This is a genomic window from Mycobacterium sp. 360MFTsu5.1 (genome assembly GCF_000383495.1).
In the GTDB taxonomy this organism is placed as follows: Bacteria; Actinomycetota; Actinomycetes; order Mycobacteriales; family Mycobacteriaceae; genus Mycobacterium; species Mycobacterium mucogenicum_B.
The window spans coordinates 177,690-201,193 of sequence record NZ_KB911464.1 but is presented as its reverse complement, the minus strand read 5'-3'; the positions used below and the strand labels follow the sequence as shown (position 1 = coordinate 201,193).

Here is a 23,504-nt window from a genome sequence, read left to right as displayed (position 1 = left end):
CTACCCCTTGCGCCCCACGAAGGCGGTCAGCGCGTCGGCGTTGGCGGCGCCGCCGAGCAACTCGGCGAACTGGCCCGACTCGCGCTGCGTCGCCGCGACGATCGCCTCACGGGTCGGTTCCACCATCGCGTGCTTGACGGCCATGAGGCTCGAAAGCGGCCGCGACGCAATGATTTCCGCATGACGACGGGCCTCGGGCAGCAGGTCGTCGGGCTCACAGACCCGCCACACCAGACCCATGCGCAGGGCTTCCTCGGCGCTCACCCACTCCGAGGACAGCAGCAGCCAGGCGGCGTTCTGCCGGCCCATCAACCGCGGCAACAGGTATGACGACGCCGCCTCCGACGCCACGCCCAGGCTGGTGAAGGGGCATTTGAGCCGCGCCGTCGTCGACATGAACGCCAGATCGGCGTAGCCGAGGATCGTGGTGCCGATACCCAGGCCGACCCCGTTCACTGCACAGATCAGCGGCTTCGGAAACGCCGTCAGCGCCTCGATCAGGCCGGGAAAGCCGTACTCCCCCATCTGATATTCAGGGTTGGTGACCATCTCCTGCATTTCGACCAGGTCGTTGCCGGCGCTGAATGCCCGGCCGGCGCCGGTGAGCAGGACCACCGACACCTCCGGGTCGGCCGCGGCCTCCTTCAACGCGATCGTCGTCGCATCGTAGAGCGCCTCGCTGAACGCGTTGAGCGCGTCGGGCCGGTTGAGGGTCAGGGTCCGGACCCGGTTGGTGTCGTCGATCTCAACGAGCGCGGCGGGGTCGGTCACAGGTTGTCTCCAAACGGGTTACGCATGATGTAGCGGCTGGTGGGCACGGTGTCGATGTTGACGTTGGCGCCGAAGGCCGACGTGCTGGCGGCCATCTTGCCCGCGCGGTCGGCCAGGTCGGCATCGTCGGCGGCGCCGAAGAAGGCATGCAGGCTCGTGGTCGCCTCGATGGGGAACAGCTCCTCGACGATGGCGCCGAGCTGCGGGGCGTCGGGCGTCAGCGAACGCACCACCGCGTTCTGCGTGTAACCGAACGTGGACTGGGTGTCGATGGCCACCTGCGTGTGGTCGATGTGCCAGCGGCGGAACCACTCTCGCTCGTCCAGGCCATCGGGGCGGCGCAGCAACGCGACGTTGGCAAGGCCCGTGGTGCGCTCCCCGACGAAGATCGCCGGGCCGGCCATCGGGACCGACTCGGTGACCAGATATGCGGCCAGCTCGGCACATTCGGCGCGCAGCCGATCCAGCACCGCGGTCATCTGCGCGCCGTAGTACTGCTGCGTCCACACGCTGATCACCGCGACGACCGGCGGCTCGAGCGTCGTCAGCAGCATCAGCGAGTCCCGGACCGCGCCGTCCTTGACGTTGACCGCCAGTCCGGGCACCCCGAGCGCCAGCAGCTCCTCGGCGACCTCGGTACGCAGCCGCTCGCACCAGGCGTCATCGGCGGTGTCACGCCGCAGCGTGACCATGACCTTCTCCATCGAATCTCCCCGTCAGTCCCGCGCCCAGCGCGGCGTGATGAATACGCCCTCGGCCTCCACCGTGATGCCCTCGGCATCGGCGATGTGCCCGACGGCATAGGTCTTGATGCCCTCGGTCCGCACGATGCGGGCCTCGGTGTGCAGATCGCCGAGCCGCGTCATGCGCCGATAGCGCATGGTGAGGGTGCCGGTGAGCCGCGGTTGTCCCGGCAGGCTCGCCCCCTCGCCGAGGACGTGGTCGAGGATCATCGCCGACACCCCGCCATGAACGTGGCCCGGCGGGCCTTCGTACGCGGCGCCCAGATGGAAGTCGGCCGACACACTGCCGTCGGCAGCCCGGATGAGGACGACAGGCGGCGCGATCGGGTTTCGAACCCCGATCACCGCATTACCCCAGGGCATTTCACTGCCCTGCGCGCCGAACCTGATGCCGAACGAACCCTCGAGCTGCTGCGCGCGGAGCTGGGCGGTGGCGGCGTCGATCTCGGCCTGCACGGCGGCGATGGCCGCGGCTCCGACCTCTGTCCGGATCGTGGCATCGATGAGCTCGCGTACGGACTGCGTGAGCGGTTCGTAGACGGCTCGCATCCGCGCCACCTCGTCGGCGCTCAGCTTCTGCATGGTGTCCTCGAGCACCCTTGAACTAGAACACGTTCTAATCAGGCTGTCGAGAGTGGGGTCCCATTGCCTGCGCGGCAACGGTTTTCGCCACGACGGCGGCGATTCCCGGCGGGCAGATCGCCGCCGCGGATCACTACGGCCGCAGCAACCGCGAAACACAATTTCAGCAAATCCAATCCGCGAACCCCGGGAACGGATTTACCGAGACCGGCGGTGCACCCCTCGACTCTCGCGACGCGGCGGCGCACCGCGCAGTACTGGTCCCCAAATTAACAGCTCAGCAACCCGGCCGAAACTCTTCTAGCAGCTAGATAGCCCGGGGCGGTATCACATCGCCGAATCGCCGCGACGCACATTTGCCAAACATCCGCCCCTTGCGCCGGAATGCTGTACATCGTCACAGCCGCCGATTAGAGTCTCGACACAGGCGCCGCCGGTGTTCTCGTAGCAAATTTCGGTGGACAACGCGGCAATGCGATCCCGGATACTGCGGGCGAGCCGGCGGGATCCGGTTGTAAAGGAGTTCAGGACGATGCGGATCGATCCGTTCGCTGGCTATCAGGTTTCGCACGTGACCGTCGTCGACTCGTATGAAGTCGTCCATGCCGGCATCGCGGCCTGGCTCCGCGACGACCACGCGCTCTGCGCGACCCCGACGTCCTACTACGTCGACACCGAGGAGTTCCTGCGACGTCACCCCGTTCCCGAAGACGACGCCCAGGTGGTCGTACTGGGACTGAGGGCGGACGAAGCGAACAGTCTCGCCGCCGTCCGCGACCTCACCAACCGCGGCTACCACGTCGTGGTGTACTCGCATCTCACCGACCGCGACGTCATCCGCACTGCGATCGACTCGGGCGCCCGGACCTACCTGATGCAGACCGCAGGACGGGGGCACCTGCTCAAGGCCATCCGGGCCGCCGTCACCCCGTTCCCCTACGTGGGCCCGAACGTGGCAGCCGCTCTCGACGACCGGGACTTCTGCCTGCGCCCGGTACTGGCACCGCGGGAGCAGGAGGTACTGCTGGCGTGGTTCCGGACGGACAGCAAGGAACTCGTCGCCCAGCAGCTGTTCCTGGCGCCCAGTACCGTGCGCACCCATCTGCAGCGCATCCGGGCCAAATACATCGCCGCCGGCCGCCCGGCCGGCACCAAAGCCGCGCTGGTCGCGCGCGCCATCCAGGATCGGATCATCAGTATCGACGATCTGTGACTCCGTAAACTCCGTGCCATGACCGTCACCGCCGATGATCTGCGCCACCTGAACCGCTGCGTCGAGCTGGCCCGTGAGGCGCTGGAGGACGGCGACCAACCGTTCGGCTCGCTCCTGGTGGACGCCGACGGTGTCGTGGTCTTCGAAGACCGAAACCGGGTGTCCGGCGGAGACCAGACCCAGCACCCCGAATTCGCCATCGCCCGTTGGGCGGCAACCAATCTCGATCCCGCTCAGCGCGCCGCAGCGGTGACCTACACCTCCGGTGAACATTGCCCGATGTGCTCGGCCGCGCACGCCTGGGTAGGCCTGGGCCGCATCGTCTACGCGACGTCGTCGGCGCAACTGGTCGGCTGGCTCGGCGAGTGGGGCGCCGCGCCCGCCCCCGTTGCGGCGCTGCCCATCTCGGCCGTCGCGCCCGGCGTGCCGGTCGACGGCCCCGTCGCGGAACTCGCGGGCACCATGAAGGGGTTGTACGAAGCGTGCTTCCGGCCGTGAGCGCCGTTCCGAGTCTCAACTGTTAGCCAACTGCTATGTCTCTCTTCGGCATCGGTCCATGGAACCTCGGCGTCCTGGTGCTTCACTTGTAATCACGGGAGCCTGCCGTTACCCCCGAGACGGCAGGCTCCCGCTTTTGGCGGCCACTCAGGATCACCACATACTGTCGTCGCCGTGAGCCGGGCACAGTCCATGAGACCGATCATCCGCGGCGTCCTGCTGGACATCGCTCCGCCACTGATCGCGTACTACGGACTGCGGGCCGCGGGCGTCTCCGAATATGTGGCCCTGCTCACCGCCACGGTGTTGGCCGGCGGCAAGGTCGCCTACGACGCGATCAGCGCTCGCCGTCTCGACCCGTTCGCGGGCTTTCTCATGCTCAACTTCGGGCTGAGCCTGGCCGTCGGCGTCAGCACGTCGGATCCGCGAATGCTGCTGGCGGGCAACACGTTGGTGGGCGGCCTCGGCGGCCTGATCTTCCTCGGCAGCTGCGTGGTCGGCACGCCGCTCACCCAGGTCGTGTCGGAGCGCGTTCAGACCGGAGAACAGGACACCAACCCGGCCGCGGTCGCCTACCGGCGGCGGGTGCACGTTCTGCTCTCAGCGATGTGGGGCATCGGGTTGCTCCTCGGCAGCGCACTCCATCTGGCGGTCATCTTCTCCATGTCGGTCGACGCTGCCAACGCCCTGACCTCGGTGTTGTCGCTCGCCACCACCGCCCTGCTGATGACGGCGACGTTCGTGGTCGGCAGGCGGGCCGCGGACCGCTGGGAACAGCGCGGGCAACGCGAGCCGACGAGCGCGGAACAAATCGAGACCCCCAAAGGTTGAGCGCAGGAGATTCAACTTTGGAGGTACGGATGTCTGACGCCACAACAGCGCCCATCGCTGTTCCCGTCCTGTTTGTCACCGAGCCGATCGTCCTGCCGGGCATGGTCGTGCCCATCGAACTCGATGAGGCCGCGCGTGCCGCGGTCGACGCGGCCCAGGCCGCCGCAGCCGCCGGCGAGGCCGGGAAGCTGCTCATCGCGCCCCGCCTCGACGACCGCTACCCCACCCACGGCGTCCTGGCGTCGATCGTCCAGGTCGGCCGCGTGCCCAGTGGCGGAACCGCCGCCGTCGTCCGCGGTGAGCGGCGCGCACACATCGGGTCCGGCACATCCGGCCCGGGCAGTGCGCTGTGGGTCCTGGTCGACGAGATCGCCGAGACCGAGGCGACCGAGGAAACCCGCACCCTGGCAGCCGAATACAAGAAGCTGCTGCTGGCCATCCTGCAGCGCCGGGAGGCGTGGCAGATCGTCGACGCGGTCAACCAGATCAGCCAGCCGTCGGCGCTCGCCGACACCGCGGGCTACGCGTCCTACCTGACCGACGTGCAGAAGCGCGAGCTGCTGGAGACCTCAGATGTGAGTCGTCGCCTCCGCCGGCTGATCGAGTGGACGGGCGAGCACCTGGCCGAGGTCGAGGTGAACGACAAGATCGCCGAGGACGTCCGCGCCGGAATGGACAAGCGGCAGAAGGAATTCCTGCTGCGCCAGCAACTGGACGCCATCCGCAAGGAACTGGGCGAGCTGGACGGTAGCGCCGGGGCCGAGGAGCCCGCGGACTACCGGACCCGCATCGAGGCTGCCGATCTGCCCGAGAAGGTGCGGGAGGCGGCGCTGCGCGAGGTCGGCAAGCTGGAACGGTCCAGCGAGCAGACCCCCGAGGGCGGCTGGATCCGGTCCTGGCTGGACACCGTGCTGGAGCTCCCGTGGAACGAGCGCACCGAGGATTCGACGGATCTGAAGGCCGCCAGGGAGATCCTGGACGCCGATCACCACGGGCTGGACGACGTGAAGGATCGCATCGTCGAGTACCTGGCGGTGCGGGCCCGCCGCGCCCAGCGCGGTATGGCGGTCGTCGGCGGCCGCGGCTCCGGCGCCGTCATGGTGCTGGCCGGGCCTCCCGGCGTCGGTAAGACGTCGCTGGGCGAGTCGGTGGCACGTGCGCTGGGCCGCAAGTTCGTCCGCGTCGCCTTGGGCGGCGTGCGCGACGAGGCCGAGATCCGGGGACACCGGCGCACCTACGTCGGTGCACTGCCGGGCCGCGTCGTGCGCGCCATCGGTGAGGCCGGTTCCATGAATCCGGTTGTGCTGCTCGACGAGATCGACAAGGTGGGCTCGGACTACCGCGGCGATCCGGCGGCGGCGCTGCTGGAGGTCCTGGACCCGGCGCAGAACCACACGTTCCGCGACCACTACCTGGACCTGGATCTGGACCTGTCCGATGTGGTGTTCCTGGCGACGGCCAACGTCATCGAGAACATCCCCAGCGCCCTGCTGGACCGCATGGAACTGATCACGCTCGACGGCTACACCGAGGACGACAAGGTCGCCATCGCCCGGGATTACCTGCTGCCCCGGCAGGCCGAACGGGCGGCGTTGACCACCGACGAGGTGACGGTGACGGACGCGGCGCTGCGCAAGATCGCCGCGGACTACACCCGCGAACCGGGCATGCGGCAGTTCGAGCGACTGCTGGCGAAGGCGCTGCGGAAGGTGACCACCAAGCTGGCCAGCGGCGTCGAGTCGGTCACCGTGGATGAGCCGGATCTGGTTGATTACCTGGGCCGTCCGCGGTTCATGCCGGAGTCCGCGGAGCGCACCGCGGTGCCGGGCGTGGCGACCGGACTGGCCGTCACGGGTATGGGCGGCGATGTGCTCTACATCGAGGCCGGAGCCAACGACGGTGAACCGGGTCTGCAATTGACCGGTCAGCTGGGCGACGTGATGAAGGAGTCGGCGCAGATCGCGCTGTCGTACGTGCGGTCGCACGCGGCGGAGCTGGGCGTCGATCCGAAGGCGCTGGATCGCCGCATCCACGTCCACGTGCCCGCGGGCGCGGTGCCCAAGGACGGTCCGTCCGCGGGTGTGACGATGGTGACCGCGCTGGTCTCCATGGCCACCGGACGGCAGGTGCGTTCCGACGTCGGGATGACGGGCGAGGTCACGCTGAACGGGCGGGTGCTGCCCATCGGCGGGGTCAAGCAGAAGCTGATGGCGGCTCAACGTGCCGGGCTGACAACGGTTTTCATCCCGTCACGCAACGAGCCGGATCTGGACGAGGTCCCGGCCGAGGTCCTGGACGCACTCGACGTGCGGCCCATGACCGACGTCGCCGACATCATCGCTCAGGCGCTGGAGCCGGCCGCTGAGGTCACGGCGGCGGCGTAACCCCAACGCGCAGGCCCAAATGTTCCTGTTCACCTCATGGTGGTGGGACGTTTGGGCCTGCTCGCGTTAGATGGGTACCGACCTGCTGCCGGTCCGCGTCGACCTGGACTGAGTCTCAGGCGATGTCTGCCGACGGTGGTTCGTCGGCCAGGTGGATGGCGCGATGCTCGATGAGCTCGTGGATGCGGTCGGGCCCGAGCCGGGCCCGGAAATCCTTGACGGTGTAGCCGACGACCACGCCGTCGGTGAGGGCGCGCACCGTCGCGGTGCGCGGAATCCCGAACAGCGGCCCGATCTCGCCGAAGTACTCGCCGGGGCCGGCGGTGAACAGCAGCATCGTCTCGCCGTCGGGCATCTCGCGGGTGATCTCGAACCTGCCTTCCCGCACGACATAGATCAGGTCACCGATCGTCGTCTGCTCGAACACCAGGTCTCCGGCTTCGAGCTCGAAGACCTCGGGCTCACGCTCGGTGCTCGCGACGGTCGGGACCAGCTCGACGACCCGGTCCGCCAGCGGCAGCATGCGGCTGTCATGCGTGGCGACCACCACGACGCGGTCGTCGGCGAGTTCCCGGATGAGCCGCAGCACCTCTTCGACCTGGATGAAGTCCAGGTGCGCCGTGGGCTCGTCGGCCAGGATCAGCGGCGGGTCCAGCGCAATGGCCCGCGCCACCGCGACGCGCTGCTGCTGACCGCCCGACATGTCGCCGGGGCGGTGCGTCATGCGGTGTGACAGACCGACTCGGTCGAGCAGTTCGGCGGCACGCTGCCGGGCCGCGCCGCGGCTCATGCCGGCGGCCCGCATCGGCACCATGACGTTCTCGGCGGCGGTGAGGCTGGGCACGAGGTTGAACGCCTGGAACACGATGCCGACGGTGTTGCGGCGGTAGTCGGTCAGCGCCTTGGGCCCGAGTGTGGTCACGTCGATACCGTCGAACAGGATCTGACCCGATGTCGGTTTGAGGATGCCGCCGATGCACGACAGCAACGTCGTCTTCCCACAACCGCTGGGCCCCAACAGGATCGCGAGCGACCCCGCCGACAGCTCGAGCTGGAAATTGTCGATCGGCCGGATCTTGTCGGCGGACTTGCCGTATTCCACCACCAGGTCACGAATCTGTAAGTCGCTCATGGTCTATGGCCCCCCGAATGCCATCGCTGGATCTATCGTCACCGCTCTGCGCATGCCCGCCAGACTGGCGATCAGCCCGATGGTGATGGCCACCACCGGCAGCAGCAGGTAGGCCCCGGCCGGGACGTCCACCCGCATCGGAAACATCGGCCCGAGCACCATCGCCAGCAGCACACCGATCGCCGCGGAGCACACGGCGATGAACACGGCCTGCAACGCCAGCCCGGCCATCATCGATTTCGTCTTCACCCCAACGGCTTTGAACACCGCGAAATCGCGGGTGCGCTCCATGGCGGACATGTAGATGAACATGCCGATGATCGTCGCGGCCACCACCCACAGCAGGACGGCCATGATGCTGATGGCGTCCACCGCGACTTTCAACGGACGCATCATGTCGTCGATGGCACCGTGGCGGTCCACCAGCCGGTAGCCGTCGAGCGCCTTGGTGGGATTACCCCGGATGCCCACCGACGCGATGACGGGCTGTCCGCCGTACACCAGGCGCTGCGCGCCCACCGTCGTCAGGAACAGGTTGGGCTGCTGCGCCAGCACGGTGGAGTTGTTGACGATCCCCACCACCTGGAGCGTGTGCGAGGCGATGTGCATCTGATCGCCGATCTTGCGGCCCAGCGTCGACGACACCGCGATCTCGTCGGGTGTGGCGGGCGGGCGACCTTGCGACATCGCCGGCATGCCCGGCCCGGCAGTCGGGGCGCCGAACAGGTTCATGGTCCGCGGCGTCCCGTTGTCGAGTGCCGTCGTGCCCGCATAGACCACCGCGGCGGCGGCCTGCACGCCCGGAAGCTTTTGCGCGCGTTCGACTTCGGTCTGCGCGAACGGCGACGATCCCAGGAACGGCCCGGCCGCCCCGTTCTGGATCATGAAGTGGTCGATGCCCAGCGAATTGACGGTATTGCTGGCCTCCACCCGGAATCCGTTGGCCAGCCCGGTGAGCACCAGCGTCATGGCGAAGACGAACGAAGTGCCGACCACCGCGATGAGAAATCGGCGGCGCCGCCACTGCAGGTCCCGTAACGCCGCGATCAGCACGTGTGGAATCTAACGTGTTCGCTGACCGTGCAGCGGCAAGATAGCCAAAGCCGACGGCTGATTGGTGCAGACTGACCACATGGCCTATGACGAGGATCTGGCCAACCGGATCCGTGAGCTGCTCGGCCCGGTCGGCGGCATCGAGGAAAAGCGGATGTTCGGCGGGCTGGCATTCCTGCTGAACGGCCACATGTCGGTGGCCGCGAGCCACGACCGTGGCCTGTTGGTCCGGGTTGCACCCGACGATACTGAGAAGTTGCTGGGACGCCGGCACGTCGAACTGATGGTGATGGGCGGCCGCGAGATGCGGGGTTGGCTGCGCGTGGCGCCCGATGGCCTGAAAACCAAACGCCAGCTGCAGGCCTGGGTCGACCGGGGCGTCGACTACGCGGGCACCCTGCCGCCCAAGTAGCGTTTGCGCACCGCGCCGTTGGGTATGCGGGGGTTATGGCACGGGATCGACAGATCGTCGCGCGGTTGCTCGACGCAGCCGGTACCACGTATGCCGAAGAAGCCGGGATAACCCTCCGCGACAAGCCGATGCCCCTGTTCAAGCTGCTGTCGCTGTGCATGCTCGCGAGCAAGCCCATCGCCGCGGAAACCGCGGTCGCCGCCGCGCGAGAATTGTTCCGCGCCGGGCTCCGCACCCCCGCCGCGGTGCTCGACGCCGACCGCAGCCAGATGATCAGAGCGTTCGGACGCGCCGGCTACGCCAGATATGACGAGAGCTCGGCGACCCGGATGACCCGCATCGCGGCCCGGGTCAACGACGAGTACGGCGGCGACCTACGCAACCTGCGGATCAGGGCCCGCCACGACGTGAAAGCGGCAGGCAAGGCCCTGCAGGGTTTCGACGGTATCGGCCGCACGGGCGCCGACATCTTCCTGCGCGAGATCCAGGACGTCTGGACCTGGGCGCAACCATATTTCGACGATCGTGCGCTCGCCACGGCGAAGGACCTGGGCCTGCCGACCGATGCCCGGAAGCTCAGCAGCCTGGCCCCGAACCGCAACGCCCGGCTGGCGGCCGCGCTCGTGCGGGCGTCGCTCGACGACACCGTGCGCGAACGTATCGAAACGTAGCTCCACAAGCAGCAATTCAGATCGATGAAGGGAATCTCGAATGGCCGGCTCACCCACTTTTGTGATCATCGGCGGCGGGCTGGCGGGCGCCAAAGCCGCGGAAGCCCTGCGCAGCAAGGATTTTGACGGGCAGGTGGTGCTGTTCAGTGCCGAAGACCGGCTACCCTACGAACGTCCCCCGCTGTCCAAGGAATTCATGGTCGGTAAGAAGACCGTCGAAGAATTCACCGTGCAGCCGAAGAGCTGGTACGCCGAGCACGACGTCGACCTGAAGCTCGGCACCGAGATCACCACGCTGGATCGCACCGCGCACATGGTGGCGTTCAACGACGGCGATCACGAGCACTACGACAAGTTGTTGCTCGCCACGGGATCCCGCGCCCGCAAGCCTCCGATCCCGGGATCCGACGCCGACGGCGTGTACTACCTGCGGACCATCGACGACGCGACCGAACTGTTGTCGCAACTCACCGAAGGCCGGCGGCTGGCGATCGTCGGAGCCGGCTGGATCGGCCTTGAAGTCGCGGCCAGCGCCCGTGGACTGGGCGCCGACGTCACGGTCGTGGAGACCGCGGCGCTACCGCTGCAGGCCTCCCTAGGCCGGGAAGCCGGTGAGGTGTTCGTCGGTCTGCACCGGGACCACGGCGTCGATCTCCGGTTGGGCACCACAGTCGACGAGATCACCACCGCTGACCACAAGGCGACGGGCCTGAGACTCGGCGACGGAGCCACCGTCGAGGCGGATGCGGTACTGATCGCGGTGGGCGCCAAGCCGAATATCGAGTTCGCGGAACGCTCTGGACTGGTGATCGCCGACGGTGGCGTCGCCGTCGACGAATCCCTCAAGAGCAGCGATGACGACATCTTCGCCGTCGGCGACATCGCGGCGGCCGAGCATCCGCTGTTCGGCGTCCCGATCCGTACCGAGCACTGGGCCAACGCCCTCAAGCAGCCGGCGGTGGCCGTGGACGGAATGCTCGGCACGGCAGCAACTTACGACGAACTGCCGTACTTCTTCACCGACCAGTTCGACCTCGGCATGGAATACGTCGGATACGCGCCGCAGTACCAGATGGCCATCACGCGTGGCGATCTCGGCACGCGCGAGTTCACCATGTTCTGGCTCGACGGCGGACATCGCGTGCTGGCCGGCATGAACGTCAACATCTGGGAAGGCCTCGACGACATCAAGAAGCTCATCCGGTCTCGGCGACCGGTCGACGTCGGAGCGCTCGCCGATCCGTCGGTTTCGTTGTCCACGTTGGCCGGATAGCGCGTCGCCGTTTTTGTCGTACCCCTCTGCTTTGATGGTGTCATGTCCAGCACCGCAACGGCTTTCGATGTCGAGCCGTCGCCGTGTGAGCGTATGGATGCGTTCTTCGCCGAGATCGGCGAGCTGACCGGGCAGCGCAATGCGATCGACGCGCGGCTGGTGGAGATTGCGGCCGAGATGGACCGTGACGGGCTCTGGGGTGCCACCGGTGCCCGGTCGATGGTGTCGTTGATGGCGTGGAAAGCCGGTGTGTCGCCGCGCAATGCGGAAGTCATGGTGGCGGTGGCGCACCGCCTCGAGGAATTCCCGCGCTGCGCTGAGGCGATGCGTGACGGCCGGTTGTCGCTGGATCAGGTCGGGGTGGTGGCCGAACACGCGGCCGACGGTTCTGACGAGCACTACGCCCAGTTCGCCGAAAGCGCCACCGTCACCCAGCTGCGCACGGCGGTGAAGCTCGAACCGCGCCCAGAACCCGAGCCGGATTCGAAGCCCGAACCCGAGCGGTCGATCTCCAAGACCAGCCACGACGACGGCTCGGTCACCTACAAAATCCGGTTGCCGAAACTGGAAGCGGCGAAGGTCGATGCCGCGCTGGCGTCGCATCAGGATGCGTTGGTCGCGGACTGGACACGCGACCACGACGCCGAAGGAGCTGTGTCGGAGGTGGCTCAACCGTTCCCGAACGGTGTGGACGCGTTCATGAGCGTGGTCGAATCCGGCTGGGACGCCGACGTGGAACGTCGCCCGCATGGTCAGCACACCACCGTCGTCGTGCACGTGAACCTCGAACAGCGCACGGCCGCACTGCATGTGGGGTCGGTGCTGACCGATGAGGAACGTCGACTGCTGTTGTGCGATGCCACCTGCGAGGTGTGGCTCAATAGGCACGGTCAGCCGATCGGCGCCGGACGGTCGACGCGCACCATCAGCCGCCGCCTGCGCCGCGCGCTGGAGCATCGCGACCGCTGCTGCCGCGTCCCCGGGTGCGGGGCCACCCGCGGCTTGCACGCCCACCACATCATCCACTGGGAGAACGGCGGGGCAACCGAACTGCACAACCTGGTGCTGGTGTGCCCGTACCACCACCGCTTGCACCACAGAGGCATCATCACCATCACCGGACCGGCCGACCGGCTGGTCGTCACCGAAGCCGCAGGCCGCCAACTCGACGGTGGATCCCTCGCGCGACCACCCACCACAGCCCGTCCGGATGTTCCGCCGTGCCCCGGACCCACCGGGGAGCGCGCTCAATGGTGGTGGTACCAACCCTTCGAACCACCACCAACACCGTCGACCAACTAGACGCACCATCCGCGGCACCTAGCATCGGTAAATCGGTGAGGATCGAGACCTCACAAATGCCGGCGACGGAGCGTCTACTGGGTGTGAAAGACAAACCGCCATTCGAGACCGTGGTGCGCGACCACGGCCCCACGGTCTTTCGGGTGTGTTGCGCCATCGTCGGTACACACGACGCCGACGACGCCTGGTCAGAGACGTTCCTGGCGGCCCTCAAGGCCTATCCCGATCTGCCGATCGACGCGAATTTCGAGGCATGGCTCGTGACCATCGCGCACCACAAGGCCATCGATATCACCAGAACCCGGACACGCCAGCCGATTCCCACCGACGTCGTACCCGAGCCGGCACGTCCCGGCGACGTCCGCGACTTCGACGATCTGGCGGCCGCCGTCGACGGGCTGCCACCCAAACAGAAGCACGCTGTGGCGTACCACTACCTCGCGGGCCTGCCCTACAACGAGATCGCCGAGATTCTCGGCGGCACCGCCGCGGCCGCACGCCGCGCCGCCAGCGACGGCATCGCCACGCTACGACGTACCTACCGCGGTGAACTTGTCGAGATCACCGCGCCGCTGCAGACCGCAGGAGGGAGCCCGCAATGATCAACGGCGAAGTCATCACCAACGACCTGAAGCGCATCACCGACATCGGCCCGGACCGGCTGGCCGAACTGCACAATCGGCTGGCCACCGCTGCCCAGCGCGACGGGGTGCTCGACGTCGCGTACCGCATCGTCGACAGTCCCGTCGGTCCGCTGCTGCTGGCGGCCACCGACCAGGGCCTGATCCGTGTCGCCTACGCCATCGAAGACCACGACGCCGTGCTGCAGCAGCTTGCCGACAAGGTGAGCCCGCGCATCCTGCGGGCCCCGGCCCGGCTCGACGCGGTCGCCCGTGAACTCGACGAGTACTTCACCCGGACCCGCCGAACCTTCGATGTACCGCTGGATTGGCGGCTGTCCGCCGGATTCCGAGCCGCGGTGCTGCATCACCTTCCGGAGATCGGCTACGGGCAGACGGCCAGCTATGCCACTGTCGCCGCGCTGGCCGGCAGCCCCAAGGCGGTCCGCGCCGTCGGCACAGCATGCGCGAAAAACCCACTGCCCGTTGTAGTTCCGTGCCACCGGGTGGTTCGCAGCGACGGTGCGATGGGCGGCTACCTCGGTGGTCCGGAAGCCAAGCGTCTCCTGCTGGAGCTGGAGGCCGCAGCATGAGCGTCTGGCAGCAGCGCGTCGCCGCCACCGACTGGGGAGCCGTCCGCACCGAGCTCGAGACGGTCGGCGGCGCGCTGACCGGACCTCTCGTCACGGCTGCCGAGGCCGCCGAGCTGGCGGCGATCTACCCCGATACGAACCGATTCCGGTCGACCATCGACATGGCCCGCTACCGGTTCGGCGAAGGCCAGTACCGCTACTTCCACCGGCCCTACCCCGAGATCGTCACCGAGCTCAAGTACGCGCTGTACCCGCAGCTGCTGCCGATCGCCCGGGACTGGTGGACGAGGCTGCGACGCGAGCCGCCGTGGCCCGACAGTTTCGACGACTGGCTGGACACCTGCCACCGGGCCGGGCAGACGCGAACCACCGCGCTGCTGCTCAAGTACGGCGCCGGCGGCTGGTGCGCCCTGCACCAGGATCTGTACGGGGACTTGGTCTTTCCGCTGCAGGTCGTCATCAACCTGACGCGCCCGGAGGTCGACTACACCGGCGGCGAATTCCTGCTGTACGAGCAGCGGCCGCGCGCGCAGTCGCGCGGCTCGGCCATCTCCATCCCGTTCGGGCACGGGCTGGTCATCACCACGCGCGAACGGCCGGTGGCATCGAAACGCGGGTGGGCCGTCGGCCCTGTGCGCCATGGCGTTTCGACCCTGCGCTCGGGAAACCGGATGACGCTCGGCCTGATCTTCCACGACGCCGCATGACGACGTACACACTCGTCGATGCCGACGGCCGCCCCTATGCCAGCGCGACACCGGGGCGCTTGGGTGGCCATCGGGGTAACAAGCTGTACGGCAGGCTGGACTGCCCATCGGCGCTGCGCGCCATCGCCAAGGGCGGCTACGTGACCCATCGGGTGTTCTTCGCCGACGAAATCACTGCCACCGCTGCGGGATACCGCCCCTGCGCGCTGTGTCTGCCCGAGGGGTACCGACAGTGGAAGGACGGGCACTGATACGCGCCCGGGATGTCAATCGAGCCCGGCGGTGCCGTCCGGCTTGACGGTCACGGTGGCACCCGCGAGGTCCTCGCGGGTGCTCGCCTCGGCCTGCGACGAATCGGTGATGACGGCCAGCGCGCGGCTGCCGCTGGGTGTACGGACGGCGACGAAGACCTTCTCGGGCGTACCCTCGCGGGTCACCGGTGTGGTCCAGGACTCGACGGTGCCAGTACCGGACCAGTCGTCCTCGGCCACCACCGTCGGCTCGGCATCGACCTCGGATTGCACATCTTCCCAACGGAATTCGTTCACCGGTGGCTCGGTGCTGTAAAGGCCGAAGCTGTGCTTGGTCAGGTAGCCACCGTTGGCGGTGATCAGCCCGATCTGGCCGGGACTAGCGACCAGCCGCTCCGCCATGGTGGCGATCGAATGCGAGACGTAGTTGTTCCACGGCCCGCCCGCGAAGGTCAGTCCACCGGTCACCGTCAGCGGCCGCGCCGGATCATCGAGCGCCAAACCCAGCTCACGCGCCGCGACCTGCACTGCCGACGGGAAGCACGAGTACACGTCCACCGCATCGATGTCGTCGATGCCGAGGCCGGCGAGTTCCAGCACGCGGCGCCCGGCGATGCGAATGGACGGTGACCCCGAGAAACTGCCGCGTTCACCCAGCACGTACGGATCATGCGCATCGGTACCCGCATGTGGGAAAACCCAACGGTCCCTGGGAATCCGCAGTTCTTCGGCCTTGCCCACCGAGGTCAGGATCAGGGCGGCGCCCTGGTCGACCATGTTGTTGGAGTTCATCAGCTTGGTGTACGGCCAGCTGATCATCCGGTTATCCGGACCGGGCTGCCAAATCTGCGCGGGAGGCACCGCCTCCCGGCTCCAGGCATGCGGATTGCCTTCTGCCACTTGACTGAACCGCGCCCACAGCCCCCCGATCCGGCGGCGGTGGTCCTCGACGCCCTCCCCCGCCGCGATCCGCAACGCCTGCTCGAACATCGGGTACACATGCGACGGCGCCACCAAACCGATCCGCAGCTCGGCCGGACCCACCATGTCCACGTCGGGGTCGCTGGGCGCCATCGGCACCGACTCGTCCTGCTCCGTTCCGGCCAGGCGCTCACCGCGCGCCTTCAACCGGGTCCGCGTCCGCCAGGTCTCGCCGCCGGCGATCAGCACCACGTCATTGCGGCCCTGCTGGATGTCCAGGCACGCCTGGTTCACCAACGACTGCGGCACGTTGCCACCGACCGGGGAGTAGCGCGTGACGGCGCCGGGCGCGCCGATGCGCTGCGCCAGCAACAGCCCGGGATCCCGGTACCGCAAGGAGAAGACGTTGACGATCCGGACGGCGTCGACCGCCTCGAGCACGCGCGCATCGGCCGCCTCCCGTGCCGCGGCCTCCATCAGGTCGACGGGCTCGCCACCCGGGTTCTCGTCGTACTGGTTGACCTGGCCATAGCCGACGAGCACCGGGGTTCGGGGATCAAGGGGCACTCCATCACGTTAGTGGTCGTCGCCAACTGTTGTGACCTGGCTCTTTGGCACCTGTCGGTACACTCGCCAGAGATGATCGACGCCTCGGCAGCCGCCGCTGCACCATGCCTACCGACCGGCTCACCAGCCGTGCGGCACCCGCGCGTCTACATCGATGTGGCCGTGGTCGTGGCCGTCCTGGTCGCGACCAATCTGCTGGCCCACTTCACCACCCCCTGGGCGAACATCGTCGTCGTGCCCCTCGCCGCGCTCGGGCTGGTGGCTCTGGTCCGCAAAAGGGGCCTCGGGTGGACCGAACTCGGACTCGGCCGCGCGCACTGGCGGACCGGCATGCGCTACGCACTCGGTGCCATTCTGCTCGTCGGGTCGGTGATCGCCGTCGGTGTACTGCTGCCCTGGACCCGGCCGATGTTCCTCAACAACCACTACGCGACCATCTCCGGCGCCCTGTTGGCGTCGATGATCGTCATCCCACTGCAGACCGTCATCCCCGAGGAACTGGCCTTCCGCGGCGTTCTGCACGGCACGCTCGACCGGGCCTGGGGATTCCGCGGCGTCGCCGCCGCGGGCTCGCTGCTGTTCGGCCTCTGGCACGTCGCCACCTCACTGGGCCTGACCAGCAGCAACGTCGGGTTCACGCGCGTCCTCGGTGGCGGGGTGGCCGGCATGATCGCCGGCGTCGCCATGGCCGTCGTCGCCACCGCTGCCGCGGGATTCGTCTTCACCTGGCTGCGGCGCCGGTCCGGCAGCCTGCTCGCGCCGATCGCGCTGCACTGGTCACTCAACGGCATGGGTGCGCTCGCCGCGGCCGCCGTCTGGCACTTCACCTAGAGACCGCGCCGGCGGACTGGCCCCTAACCGTCACCAGATCGCTGCATTTCAGACCTCGTTGCGGCTCGCCGAACGGGGCTAGCCTCGAGATGTATCAGTCAATCGAAAGGTCATGACAATGATGCACATCGTCTGGTTGATTCTTCTCGGCCTCGTCGTCGGAGCCATCGCCCGGTTCGTCGTACCCGGGAAGGATGACATGGGGTGGATTCTCACGTGCGTGCTCGGTATCGCGGGTGGTTATGTCGGCGGCACGCTGAGCAGCGTCGTCTACGCGCCGCACAAGCTCGATTTCCGCCCGCCGATCGAGCACTCCTTCTGGGGCGCGCTGGTCGGCGCGGTGATCCTCGTCCTGCTCTACCGCTTCGTGAAGTCGAAGAGTTCTACGTAGAACTCACGGCGAAAAGAATCGAGGACCGCGCCCGGTTGGGCACGGTCCTCGATTCTTTTGAGCGACTATCCGGCGGGGGCCATCTCCGGCGGCGCGTTCGTCACCGGCACCGGAACGCCGACCATCGGGTGGGCCGGATCCGCAGGCTTGGGCGGAGCGTTCGGGTCGACCGGAGGCGGCGGCGGCGGGTTCCACGGGCGGATCGACTGGGCCAGCGTCACAGCGGCGGCCTTGTCGACCGGGTGGTTCCCCGAGCCCAGCCACACGACGAACCACCGCTGCGGGTTGCGCTGGCTGCGGATCGTGGCGTCCGGCGGCGGGTTGCCGACGACACCCGCCCAGATCTGACCGTTGGGCTTACCGGTGTCGGTGAACTTGACCTCGTAGAACGACGCCGCACCCGGCAGGGACCCTGCCGTCAGCGCGGTGGTCTCCTGGCCGACGCGGGTGCCCGGGAAGGGCATGAAGAACTCACCCATGTCCGAGGCCAACCGGTTGGCGGCCTTGCCGTTGTCGGACTCGGCACCGGCGAACAGCTTCAGGTCCAGACGGCCCAGCAGCACGCTAGTGTCACTCGGGGCCTGCTCCGAACCCGCGGCCGGGGCCTTGGTCAGCAGCGCCTGGCCGTACGAGAGCTGCGTGGCGTCGGCGATCTTCCAGCCTTGCGGCACAACGTAACTGAAGCCACCGGCGTCGTTGTTGACCCGGCCGGGCTCAGCCGGCGGCGCCGGAGCGGCTGCCGGAGCCGCACCCGCGGCGGTACCCGGCGCCGGCGCACCGGGAGCAGGCGGTGGTGGCGGTGCGTTGGGGTCGGCCGGCGGTGCGGCCGGGTCCGCCGCGGGCGGCGGCGGCACATCGACCCCCGGGGCCGGAGCGGGCGCCGGTTCGCCGACCGGGGCGGGTGCCGGAGCAGGAGCCGGGGCGGGCGCAGGAGCTGGCGGCACCGGGTCGGCGTACGAGATCGCGCTCGGCAGCGCGATCGCCGCGGCCGCCGCACCTGCCACAGCAGCAGTCAGGGATTTCGGAAGGCGTTTGCGGGCACTTGTCCGCGCATCCGGGTGTCGCATGGGGACGAAAATACAGTGTTACCGGCGTGACGCAAGTGCGAGTTGCGGCTAATTCCTCCACGAGTCTGTTAGCTCGCACGCGACATCTGGACAGACCACGGCGAGATCACCCGGTTGCTGAGCCCCGATGCGGCCCCGGACGGGCCGGGCGTGCCGTCACGCGGGGCGAATCGCGACGTCCTGCGGATCGACGCCGAAGTACACCTGCTCCCCCGGAATCAGCCGCAGACCTGCCGCCACCTCCGCACTGATGTCGGCCGCCAGACCCCCGCCGCCGTCGTCGGCCGCCTCGGCACGCACCCGGATGACCGGGCCGCGGTGATCCAGTTCCGCGACCCCGACGGCGACGACATTGACGTCGGCCCCGGGCGGCTCCCGGCGCACCGATACCGCCGCCGGAGCGAACACCGCGATCGCCGGACCGCCCGGTGTCACGTCGGGCCCCCAGACACCGCGCCACGTCTGTCCCGCGGCCAGCACCGAACCGCCGTCGTCGCCCGCGCGCCCACTGACCAGATTCACGCCCGCGAACCGCGCCCCGAACACCGTCCGCGGCGCGGTCAGCACATCGGCGACAGTGCCCGATTCGACGATGCGGCCGCCTTCGATGACCGCCACCCGATCCGCGAGCGTGACGACGTCGAGAAGGTCGTGGCTGACCAGCACCGAACTACGTCCGCCGGTAGCCAGGACACCACGCAGCAGCCGGCGCATCGCCGAGGCCGCCGTGACGTCCAGACCGGACAGCGGTTCGTCGAGCAGCAGCACGTCGGGTTCGGCGGCCAGTGCCCGGGCCAGCGCGACCCGCTGTGCCTGACCGCCCGACAACTGCCCCGGCCGGCGATCGGCCAGTTCGGCGGCGCCGACCTCACCCAGCCAGCGGTCCGCCGTCCGCCGCGTCTCGGTGTGTGCGCCCCGGCGGTGGAGATGGCGGGCTTGTGGCCCGAAGGCCACGTTGCCGGCGACCGTCAGGTGGGGAAACAGCGCCGGGTCCTGCAGCAGCAGGCCGACCCGCCGGTTGTGGACCGCGACGTGCCGGCCCGACGCCGTGTCCGTCAATTGGCGTCCACCCACCGTGACGGTGCCCGCGTCGGGCCGCAGCAGGCCGGCGATCACGTGCAGCACACTGGATTTCCCCGCGCCGTTGGGCCCGACGACGGCCAGCACCTCGCCGGCGGCGACGTCGAACTCCACATCGATGCCGCGACCTTCGACGACCGCGCGTACCGCGAGACCGCCCGTCACGGTCTGGTCTCCGCTTCGAACGGCCCGCGACCGAACCGGGCGCCGCCCGTCACGAGCACCACGACGGCCGCGACCACGACCAGCACCAGCGACAGCGCGACGGCGGCATCGGCGTCGGCCTCGCGCTGCAGATAGATCTCCAGCGGCAGCGTCCGCGTCACCCCCTCGCGGGAACCGGCGAACGTCAGCGTCGCGCCGAACTCGCCCAGCGACCGCGCGAAGGCCAGCACCGAACCGGACACCAGGCCCGGGGCCAGCATCGGCAGGGTGACCCGCCGCCACACCGTGGTGGGCCGGGCCCCGAGCGTGGCCGCGACCGCCTCGTACTGCGATCCGGCCGTGCGGGCCGCGCCTTCCAGCGCGATCACGAGAAACGGCAGTGAGACGAACGTCTGCGCCAGCACGACCGCCGTCGTCGAGAAGGCGATGTGCACGCCCGCCGCGTCCAGGTACTTGCCGATCAGCCCGAGCCGGCCGAAGGCGTACAGCAGCGCGATACCACCGACCACCGGCGGCAGCACCAACGGCAGCAGGATCAGCGGGCGGGTCCAGCGCACCACCCGGGAGCCGCTGCGCGCCAGGACCAGCGCCATCGGCACGCCCAGCACCACGCAGAGCACGGTGCTGGCCGCGGCGGTCTTGAGGCTCAGGACCAGCGCGGTCACCGACGAGTCGCTGGTGATCAGCTCCAGGAAGCGCGACCAGTCGACCTTCGCCGCGACCGCGATCAGGGGCAGGACGACGAACAACGCACCCAGTGCCGCAGGGACGTAGATCCAGCGCGGCAGCCCGGGGTTCAAGGCTGTGCGAACCCGAACTGCGCCAGGATCTGGCGTCCCGTGTCACTCGTGACCAGGTCGACGAACCGCTGGGCGGCCGACGCGTCGGCCGCCGACTTCAGCACCCCGATCGGGTAGATGTTCACCGCCGACGCCGCCTGCGGGAACTCGACCTTGGCGACCTTGTCGCCCGCCGACTTGGCGTCGGTCTGATAGACCACTCCGGCGTCGGCCTGGCCGCTGGTGACCTTGTTCAGCACGTCCGTCACCGACGTCTCCTCGCTGACCGGCTTGAGTTCGACGCCGACGATCTTCTCGACCTTGCGCGTCGCCGTCCCGCACGGCACCTGACGGGCACACACCACGACGTTCAGCCCGGGCCGGGCCAGATCACCGAAGTTGTTGACATGCTTGGGATTTCCCGGCGGCGTCACGATGACGAGCGTGTTGGAGGCGAAGTTCACCGGGGTGCCCGCGAGCAACCCGGCCTTGGCCGCCTTGGTCATGTTGTTGGCGTCGGCCGAGGCGAACACATCGGCCTTGGCGCCCTGCGTCAGCTGTTCGACCAACGACGACGAGCCCGCGAAGTTGAACTGCACGTCCGCGCCCGGGTTCTCCTTCTTGTAGCGGTCGGCGAACGCGGTGAACGCCTGCTTCAGGGATGCCGCCGCGTACACGTTGATCACAGGACCCGACGGTTTCGGGCTCGAATCACACGCCGAGAGTGCACTCACGCCGCCGAGCAGGACCAACACCGCCACCGCACGCATCAACTTGCGCATGAGCCACATGCGCAAAACCCTAGGGCCCATTCCTCCGCGTGGCGAGTTTCGTCAGCTAGCTACTGTCCAGTAACATGGCGGCAACCGCGTTCAGCGTTGCACACGAGGAGGCCCTGTTCATGGACGTTCTGGTCACCGGAGGCGATACCGATCTCGGCCGCGTCATCGCCGCAGGATTCCGCGACGCCGGACACAACGTGACGATCGCCGGCGCCCGCCGCGACGAGCTCGAAGTAGCCGCCAAGGAACTCGAAGTCGAGTCGATCGTGCTGGACAACACCGACGGCGCCGCGCTGGAGCAGATGCGCGACAAGCTGCCGCAGCACCTCGACACCATCGTGAACGTCCCGGCACCCGTGTGGTCCGCCGGCGACCCGCGCACCTACACCCTGGCCGAGCGCGCCGCCGTGTGGCGCAACACGCTCGATTCGTCGCTGCTGTCGGCCGTGCTGACCGTCCAGATCCTCGGCGACCAGATGCGTTCGGGCGGTGCCATCGTCACCGTCGTCCCGGAATGCCCCAAGGACGGCACTGCCGACGCGGCGATCAAGGCGGCCGTGTCGAACTGGACCGCCGGCCAGGCCGAACACTTCGGCATCCGCGGCATCACGATCAACGTGGTCGCCGCCGGCCGCGGCTCCGAGGCGGGCTACGACGGCGTCGAGACCAGCGGCGCGACCGTCGGATCCGAGCTGACCAAGCTCGCGCTCTTCCTGACCACGCCGGCCGCTCGCCACATCACCGGCGAGACGCTGCACGTGAGCGCCGGTGCGCTCGCGACCTTCGCCTGACCCATCACTTCATCGGCCAGTTTTATTCCCGATTTGTGTCAGCTTCGCGTCCGGCGAAACACAGGACGCGGCAACGCGGTTGGTGACTAGGGTCGAATTTGTGACGATTCGACTCGGTCTTCAGATCCCCAATTTCTCCTACGGCACGGGTGTCAGTGAGCTGTTCCCGACCGTCATCGCCCAGGCGCAGGAAGCCGAGGCCGCCGGCTTCGACTCCGTCTTCGTGATGGACCACTTCTATCAACTGCCCGGGCTGGGTACCCCCGACCAGCCCATGCTGGAGGCCTACACCGCGCTCGGCGGGCTCGCCGTGGCCACCGAGAAGGTGCAGCTGGGCACGCTGGTCACGGGCAACACGTACCGCAACCCGACGTTGCTGGCCAAGGCCATCACCACGCTCGACGTGATCAGTCAGGGGCGCGCCATCCTGGGCATCGGCACCGGCTGGTTCGAACTCGAGCACGATTCGCTGGGCTACGAGTTCGGGACGTTCACCGACCGGTTCAACAAGCTGCACGAGGCGCTCGAGATCATCCTGCCCATGCTCGCCGGGGAACGGCCCACCTTCGAGGGCAAGTACTACCGGACGCGTGAGGCGATGGCCGAGCCGCGTTTCCGCGACCACATCCCGCTGATGATCGGCGGCAGCGGTGAGAAGAAGACCATTCCGCTGGCCGCCAAGCACTTCGACCACCTCAACGTCATCGCGGGCTTCGACGAGCTGCCCCGCAAGGTGCAGGTCATCAAGGAGGCTTGCGAGAAGATCGACCGCGACCCGGCCACGTTGGAGACCAGCCACCTCGTCATCGCGATCATCGACGAGAACGTCACCGCCGACGTCATCCCCGATGACTTCAAGCAGCAGGCCGTCTACGGCAGCCCGGAGCAGGTGGCCGACCAGATCAAGACCAAGGTGCTCGATGCGGGCATCGACGGCGTCGTCATCAGCCCGGTTACGAGCCTCAACGGGTATCGGCCCGGCGGCGTCACCGCCGTTGCAGAATTGCTCAAGCCGCTCCTGGCGAAGTAAACCCACAGGTCAGGTGAACAGCGGGCGTGGTGGGGCATCTCACTGCATTGATCGATTCAGCTGC

The 23,504-nt window shown here is 68.2% G+C and carries 26 protein-coding genes; 16 read left to right on the top strand and 10 right to left on the bottom strand.

Annotation, left to right across the window (positions count from 1 at the left end; genetic code table 11):
* From H289_RS0107785 to H289_RS0107775, 3 genes are read right to left on the bottom strand one after another with little or no spacing between them, the layout of a single operon-like run.
* Nucleotides 1-771, bottom strand: coding sequence for an enoyl-CoA hydratase/isomerase family protein (locus H289_RS0107785; RefSeq protein WP_020100207.1), 771 nt, complete (start codon nt 769-771; stop codon nt 1-3).
* Complete coding sequence (locus tag H289_RS0107780; RefSeq protein ID WP_020100206.1) at nt 768-1,475, bottom strand: EthD domain-containing protein; 708 nt, start codon at nt 1,473-1,475, stop codon at nt 768-770. The genes H289_RS0107785 and H289_RS0107780 overlap by 4 nt, the downstream gene beginning before the upstream one ends.
* Before the next feature lie 12 nt (nt 1,476-1,487).
* Nucleotides 1,488-2,096 carry a PaaI family thioesterase gene (locus H289_RS0107775; RefSeq protein ID WP_404822247.1) on the bottom strand — a complete coding sequence of 203 codons (609 nt, stop codon included), beginning with the start codon at nt 2,094-2,096 and terminating at the stop codon, nt 1,488-1,490.
* 532 nt (nt 2,097-2,628) lie between these two features.
* Here H289_RS0107775 and H289_RS0107770 point away from each other — a divergent pair.
* From H289_RS0107770 to lon, 4 genes are all read left to right on the top strand, one after another.
* The gene (locus H289_RS0107770; protein WP_020100204.1) at nt 2,629-3,309 is read left to right on the top strand and encodes a LuxR C-terminal-related transcriptional regulator; all 681 of its coding nucleotides are present in this window, start codon (nt 2,629-2,631) and stop codon (nt 3,307-3,309) included.
* An 18-nt stretch (nt 3,310-3,327) separates the two neighbouring features.
* Nucleotides 3,328-3,807: a nucleoside deaminase gene (locus H289_RS0107765; protein WP_020100203.1), complete on the top strand. Its 480-nt coding sequence runs from the start codon at nt 3,328-3,330 to the stop codon at nt 3,805-3,807.
* 174 nt (nt 3,808-3,981) lie between these two features.
* Nucleotides 3,982-4,638 (top strand): VC0807 family protein, encoded by a 657-nt coding sequence (locus tag H289_RS0107760; RefSeq protein WP_155944073.1) that lies wholly within the window; start codon nt 3,982-3,984, stop codon nt 4,636-4,638.
* A gap of 29 nt (nt 4,639-4,667) precedes the next feature.
* Nucleotides 4,668-7,022 (top strand): endopeptidase La, encoded by a 2,355-nt coding sequence (gene lon, locus H289_RS0107755; RefSeq protein WP_020100201.1) that lies wholly within the window; start codon nt 4,668-4,670, stop codon nt 7,020-7,022.
* Between the two features lie 115 nt (nt 7,023-7,137).
* Here lon and H289_RS0107750 read toward each other — a convergent pair whose 3' ends face one another.
* Both H289_RS0107750 and H289_RS0107745 read right to left on the bottom strand, forming a co-directional pair.
* Nucleotides 7,138-8,154, bottom strand: coding sequence for an ABC transporter ATP-binding protein (locus tag H289_RS0107750; protein ID WP_020100200.1), 1,017 nt, complete (start codon nt 8,152-8,154; stop codon nt 7,138-7,140).
* A gap of 3 nt (nt 8,155-8,157) precedes the next feature.
* On the bottom strand, nt 8,158-9,207 hold the full coding sequence (locus tag H289_RS0107745; RefSeq protein ID WP_020100199.1) for an ABC transporter permease: 1,050 nt from the start codon (nt 9,205-9,207) through the stop codon (nt 8,158-8,160).
* A gap of 79 nt (nt 9,208-9,286) precedes the next feature.
* Here H289_RS0107745 and H289_RS0107740 point away from each other — a divergent pair, with 79 nt between their 5' ends.
* From H289_RS0107740 to H289_RS0107705, 8 genes are read left to right on the top strand one after another with little or no spacing between them, the layout of a single operon-like run.
* Nucleotides 9,287-9,619 (top strand): TfoX/Sxy family protein, encoded by a 333-nt coding sequence (locus tag H289_RS0107740; RefSeq protein WP_020100198.1) that lies wholly within the window; start codon nt 9,287-9,289, stop codon nt 9,617-9,619.
* A gap of 35 nt (nt 9,620-9,654) precedes the next feature.
* A complete protein-coding gene (locus H289_RS0107735) occupies nt 9,655-10,290 on the top strand; it encodes an HhH-GDP family DNA glycosylase (protein WP_020100197.1) in 636 nt (211 codons plus the stop codon).
* Nucleotides 10,291-10,330: 40 nt separating this feature from the next.
* Entirely contained in the window at nt 10,331-11,563 is a 1,233-nt protein-coding gene (locus tag H289_RS0107730; RefSeq protein WP_020100196.1) for an NAD(P)/FAD-dependent oxidoreductase, read from the top strand.
* A 42-nt stretch (nt 11,564-11,605) separates the two neighbouring features.
* The gene (locus H289_RS0107725; RefSeq protein ID WP_029104920.1) at nt 11,606-12,865 is read left to right on the top strand and encodes an HNH endonuclease signature motif containing protein; all 1,260 of its coding nucleotides are present in this window, start codon (nt 11,606-11,608) and stop codon (nt 12,863-12,865) included.
* A 56-nt stretch (nt 12,866-12,921) separates the two neighbouring features.
* Nucleotides 12,922-13,467: an RNA polymerase sigma factor gene (locus H289_RS0107720; RefSeq protein ID WP_020100194.1), complete on the top strand. Its 546-nt coding sequence runs from the start codon at nt 12,922-12,924 to the stop codon at nt 13,465-13,467.
* Nucleotides 13,464-14,078, top strand: a complete 615-nt coding sequence (locus H289_RS0107715; protein ID WP_020100193.1) for a methylated-DNA--[protein]-cysteine S-methyltransferase — start codon at nt 13,464-13,466, stop codon at nt 14,076-14,078. The genes H289_RS0107720 and H289_RS0107715 overlap by 4 nt, the downstream gene beginning before the upstream one ends.
* Entirely contained in the window at nt 14,075-14,785 is a 711-nt protein-coding gene (locus H289_RS0107710; RefSeq protein WP_020100192.1) for a 2OG-Fe(II) oxygenase, read from the top strand. The genes H289_RS0107715 and H289_RS0107710 overlap by 4 nt, the downstream gene beginning before the upstream one ends.
* The gene (locus tag H289_RS0107705) at nt 14,782-15,036 is read left to right on the top strand and encodes an Ada metal-binding domain-containing protein (RefSeq protein ID WP_020100191.1); all 255 of its coding nucleotides are present in this window, start codon (nt 14,782-14,784) and stop codon (nt 15,034-15,036) included. The genes H289_RS0107710 and H289_RS0107705 overlap by 4 nt, the downstream gene beginning before the upstream one ends.
* A 15-nt stretch (nt 15,037-15,051) precedes the next feature.
* Here the strand turns inward: H289_RS0107705 and H289_RS0107700 are convergent, their stop codons facing one another.
* Nucleotides 15,052-16,524, bottom strand: coding sequence for an acetyl-CoA acetyltransferase (locus H289_RS0107700; RefSeq protein WP_029104919.1), 1,473 nt, complete (start codon nt 16,522-16,524; stop codon nt 15,052-15,054).
* Nucleotides 16,525-16,596: 72 nt separating this feature from the next.
* On the opposite strand from H289_RS0107700, the gene H289_RS0107695 reads away from it, so the two are divergent.
* Together H289_RS0107695 and H289_RS0107690 are read left to right on the top strand one after the other, a co-directional pair.
* Nucleotides 16,597-17,355 (top strand): CPBP family intramembrane glutamic endopeptidase, encoded by a 759-nt coding sequence (locus H289_RS0107695; RefSeq protein WP_029104918.1) that lies wholly within the window; start codon nt 16,597-16,599, stop codon nt 17,353-17,355.
* 118 nt (nt 17,356-17,473) lie between these two features.
* Complete coding sequence (locus tag H289_RS0107690) at nt 17,474-17,746, top strand: GlsB/YeaQ/YmgE family stress response membrane protein (RefSeq protein WP_020100188.1); 273 nt, start codon at nt 17,474-17,476, stop codon at nt 17,744-17,746.
* Between the two features lie 65 nt (nt 17,747-17,811).
* On the opposite strand, the gene H289_RS0107685 is transcribed toward H289_RS0107690, so the two are convergent.
* From H289_RS0107685 to modA, 4 genes are all read right to left on the bottom strand, one after another.
* The gene (locus H289_RS0107685) at nt 17,812-18,813 is read right to left on the bottom strand and encodes an APA family fibronectin-binding glycoprotein (RefSeq protein WP_029104916.1); all 1,002 of its coding nucleotides are present in this window, start codon (nt 18,811-18,813) and stop codon (nt 17,812-17,814) included.
* A gap of 156 nt (nt 18,814-18,969) precedes the next feature.
* On the bottom strand, nt 18,970-20,058 hold the full coding sequence (locus H289_RS0107680) for a sulfate/molybdate ABC transporter ATP-binding protein (RefSeq protein WP_020100186.1): 1,089 nt from the start codon (nt 20,056-20,058) through the stop codon (nt 18,970-18,972).
* A complete protein-coding gene (locus tag H289_RS30005; protein ID WP_020100185.1) occupies nt 20,055-20,858 on the bottom strand; it encodes an ABC transporter permease in 804 nt (267 codons plus the stop codon). Before H289_RS30005 ends, H289_RS0107680 begins: the two co-directional genes overlap by 4 nt.
* The gene (modA, locus tag H289_RS0107670; RefSeq protein ID WP_029104915.1) at nt 20,855-21,607 is read right to left on the bottom strand and encodes a molybdate ABC transporter substrate-binding protein; all 753 of its coding nucleotides are present in this window, start codon (nt 21,605-21,607) and stop codon (nt 20,855-20,857) included. The genes H289_RS30005 and modA overlap by 4 nt, the downstream gene beginning before the upstream one ends.
* A 131-nt stretch (nt 21,608-21,738) precedes the next feature.
* Here modA and H289_RS0107665 point away from each other — a divergent pair, with 131 nt between their 5' ends.
* Entirely contained in the window at nt 21,739-22,410 is a 672-nt protein-coding gene (locus H289_RS0107665) for an SDR family oxidoreductase (RefSeq protein WP_029104914.1), read from the top strand.
* A gap of 100 nt (nt 22,411-22,510) precedes the next feature.
* Nucleotides 22,511-23,440 carry an LLM class F420-dependent oxidoreductase gene (locus H289_RS0107660; RefSeq protein ID WP_020100182.1) on the top strand — a complete coding sequence of 310 codons (930 nt, stop codon included), beginning with the start codon at nt 22,511-22,513 and terminating at the stop codon, nt 23,438-23,440.
* Nucleotides 23,441-23,504 lie beyond the last annotated feature (64 nt).

What these genes read in the sequence shown, in the direction of transcription:
- H289_RS0107705 (WP_020100191.1), top strand. Translation starts at nt 14,782, where the DNA reads ATGACGACGTACACACTCGTCGATGCCGACGGCCGCCCCTATGCCAGC.
- lon (WP_020100201.1), top strand. Translation starts at nt 4,668, where the DNA reads ATGTCTGACGCCACAACAGCGCCCATCGCTGTTCCCGTCCTGTTTGTC.
- H289_RS0107770 (WP_020100204.1), top strand. Translation starts at nt 2,629, where the DNA reads ATGCGGATCGATCCGTTCGCTGGCTATCAGGTTTCGCACGTGACCGTC.
- modA (WP_029104915.1), bottom strand. Translation starts at nt 21,607, where the DNA reads ATGCGTGCGGTGGCGGTGTTGGTCCTGCTCGGCGGCGTGAGTGCACTC.
- H289_RS0107775 (WP_404822247.1), bottom strand. Translation starts at nt 2,096, where the DNA reads ATGCAGAAGCTGAGCGCCGACGAGGTGGCGCGGATGCGAGCCGTCTAC.
- H289_RS0107730 (WP_020100196.1), top strand. Translation starts at nt 10,331, where the DNA reads ATGGCCGGCTCACCCACTTTTGTGATCATCGGCGGCGGGCTGGCGGGC.
- H289_RS0107765 (WP_020100203.1), top strand. Translation starts at nt 3,328, where the DNA reads ATGACCGTCACCGCCGATGATCTGCGCCACCTGAACCGCTGCGTCGAG.
- H289_RS0107780 (WP_020100206.1), bottom strand. Translation starts at nt 1,475, where the DNA reads ATGGAGAAGGTCATGGTCACGCTGCGGCGTGACACCGCCGATGACGCC.
- H289_RS0107690 (WP_020100188.1), top strand. Translation starts at nt 17,474, where the DNA reads ATGATGCACATCGTCTGGTTGATTCTTCTCGGCCTCGTCGTCGGAGCC.
- H289_RS0107720 (WP_020100194.1), top strand. Translation starts at nt 12,922, where the DNA reads ATGCCGGCGACGGAGCGTCTACTGGGTGTGAAAGACAAACCGCCATTC.
- H289_RS0107665 (WP_029104914.1), top strand. Translation starts at nt 21,739, where the DNA reads ATGGACGTTCTGGTCACCGGAGGCGATACCGATCTCGGCCGCGTCATC.
- H289_RS0107725 (WP_029104920.1), top strand. Translation starts at nt 11,606, where the DNA reads ATGTCCAGCACCGCAACGGCTTTCGATGTCGAGCCGTCGCCGTGTGAG.
- H289_RS0107735 (WP_020100197.1), top strand. Translation starts at nt 9,655, where the DNA reads ATGGCACGGGATCGACAGATCGTCGCGCGGTTGCTCGACGCAGCCGGT.
- H289_RS0107695 (WP_029104918.1), top strand. Translation starts at nt 16,597, where the DNA reads ATGATCGACGCCTCGGCAGCCGCCGCTGCACCATGCCTACCGACCGGC.
- H289_RS0107740 (WP_020100198.1), top strand. Translation starts at nt 9,287, where the DNA reads ATGGCCTATGACGAGGATCTGGCCAACCGGATCCGTGAGCTGCTCGGC.
- H289_RS0107710 (WP_020100192.1), top strand. Translation starts at nt 14,075, where the DNA reads ATGAGCGTCTGGCAGCAGCGCGTCGCCGCCACCGACTGGGGAGCCGTC.
- H289_RS0107750 (WP_020100200.1), bottom strand. Translation starts at nt 8,154, where the DNA reads ATGAGCGACTTACAGATTCGTGACCTGGTGGTGGAATACGGCAAGTCC.
- H289_RS0107685 (WP_029104916.1), bottom strand. Translation starts at nt 18,813, where the DNA reads ATGCGACACCCGGATGCGCGGACAAGTGCCCGCAAACGCCTTCCGAAA.
- H289_RS0107715 (WP_020100193.1), top strand. Translation starts at nt 13,464, where the DNA reads ATGATCAACGGCGAAGTCATCACCAACGACCTGAAGCGCATCACCGAC.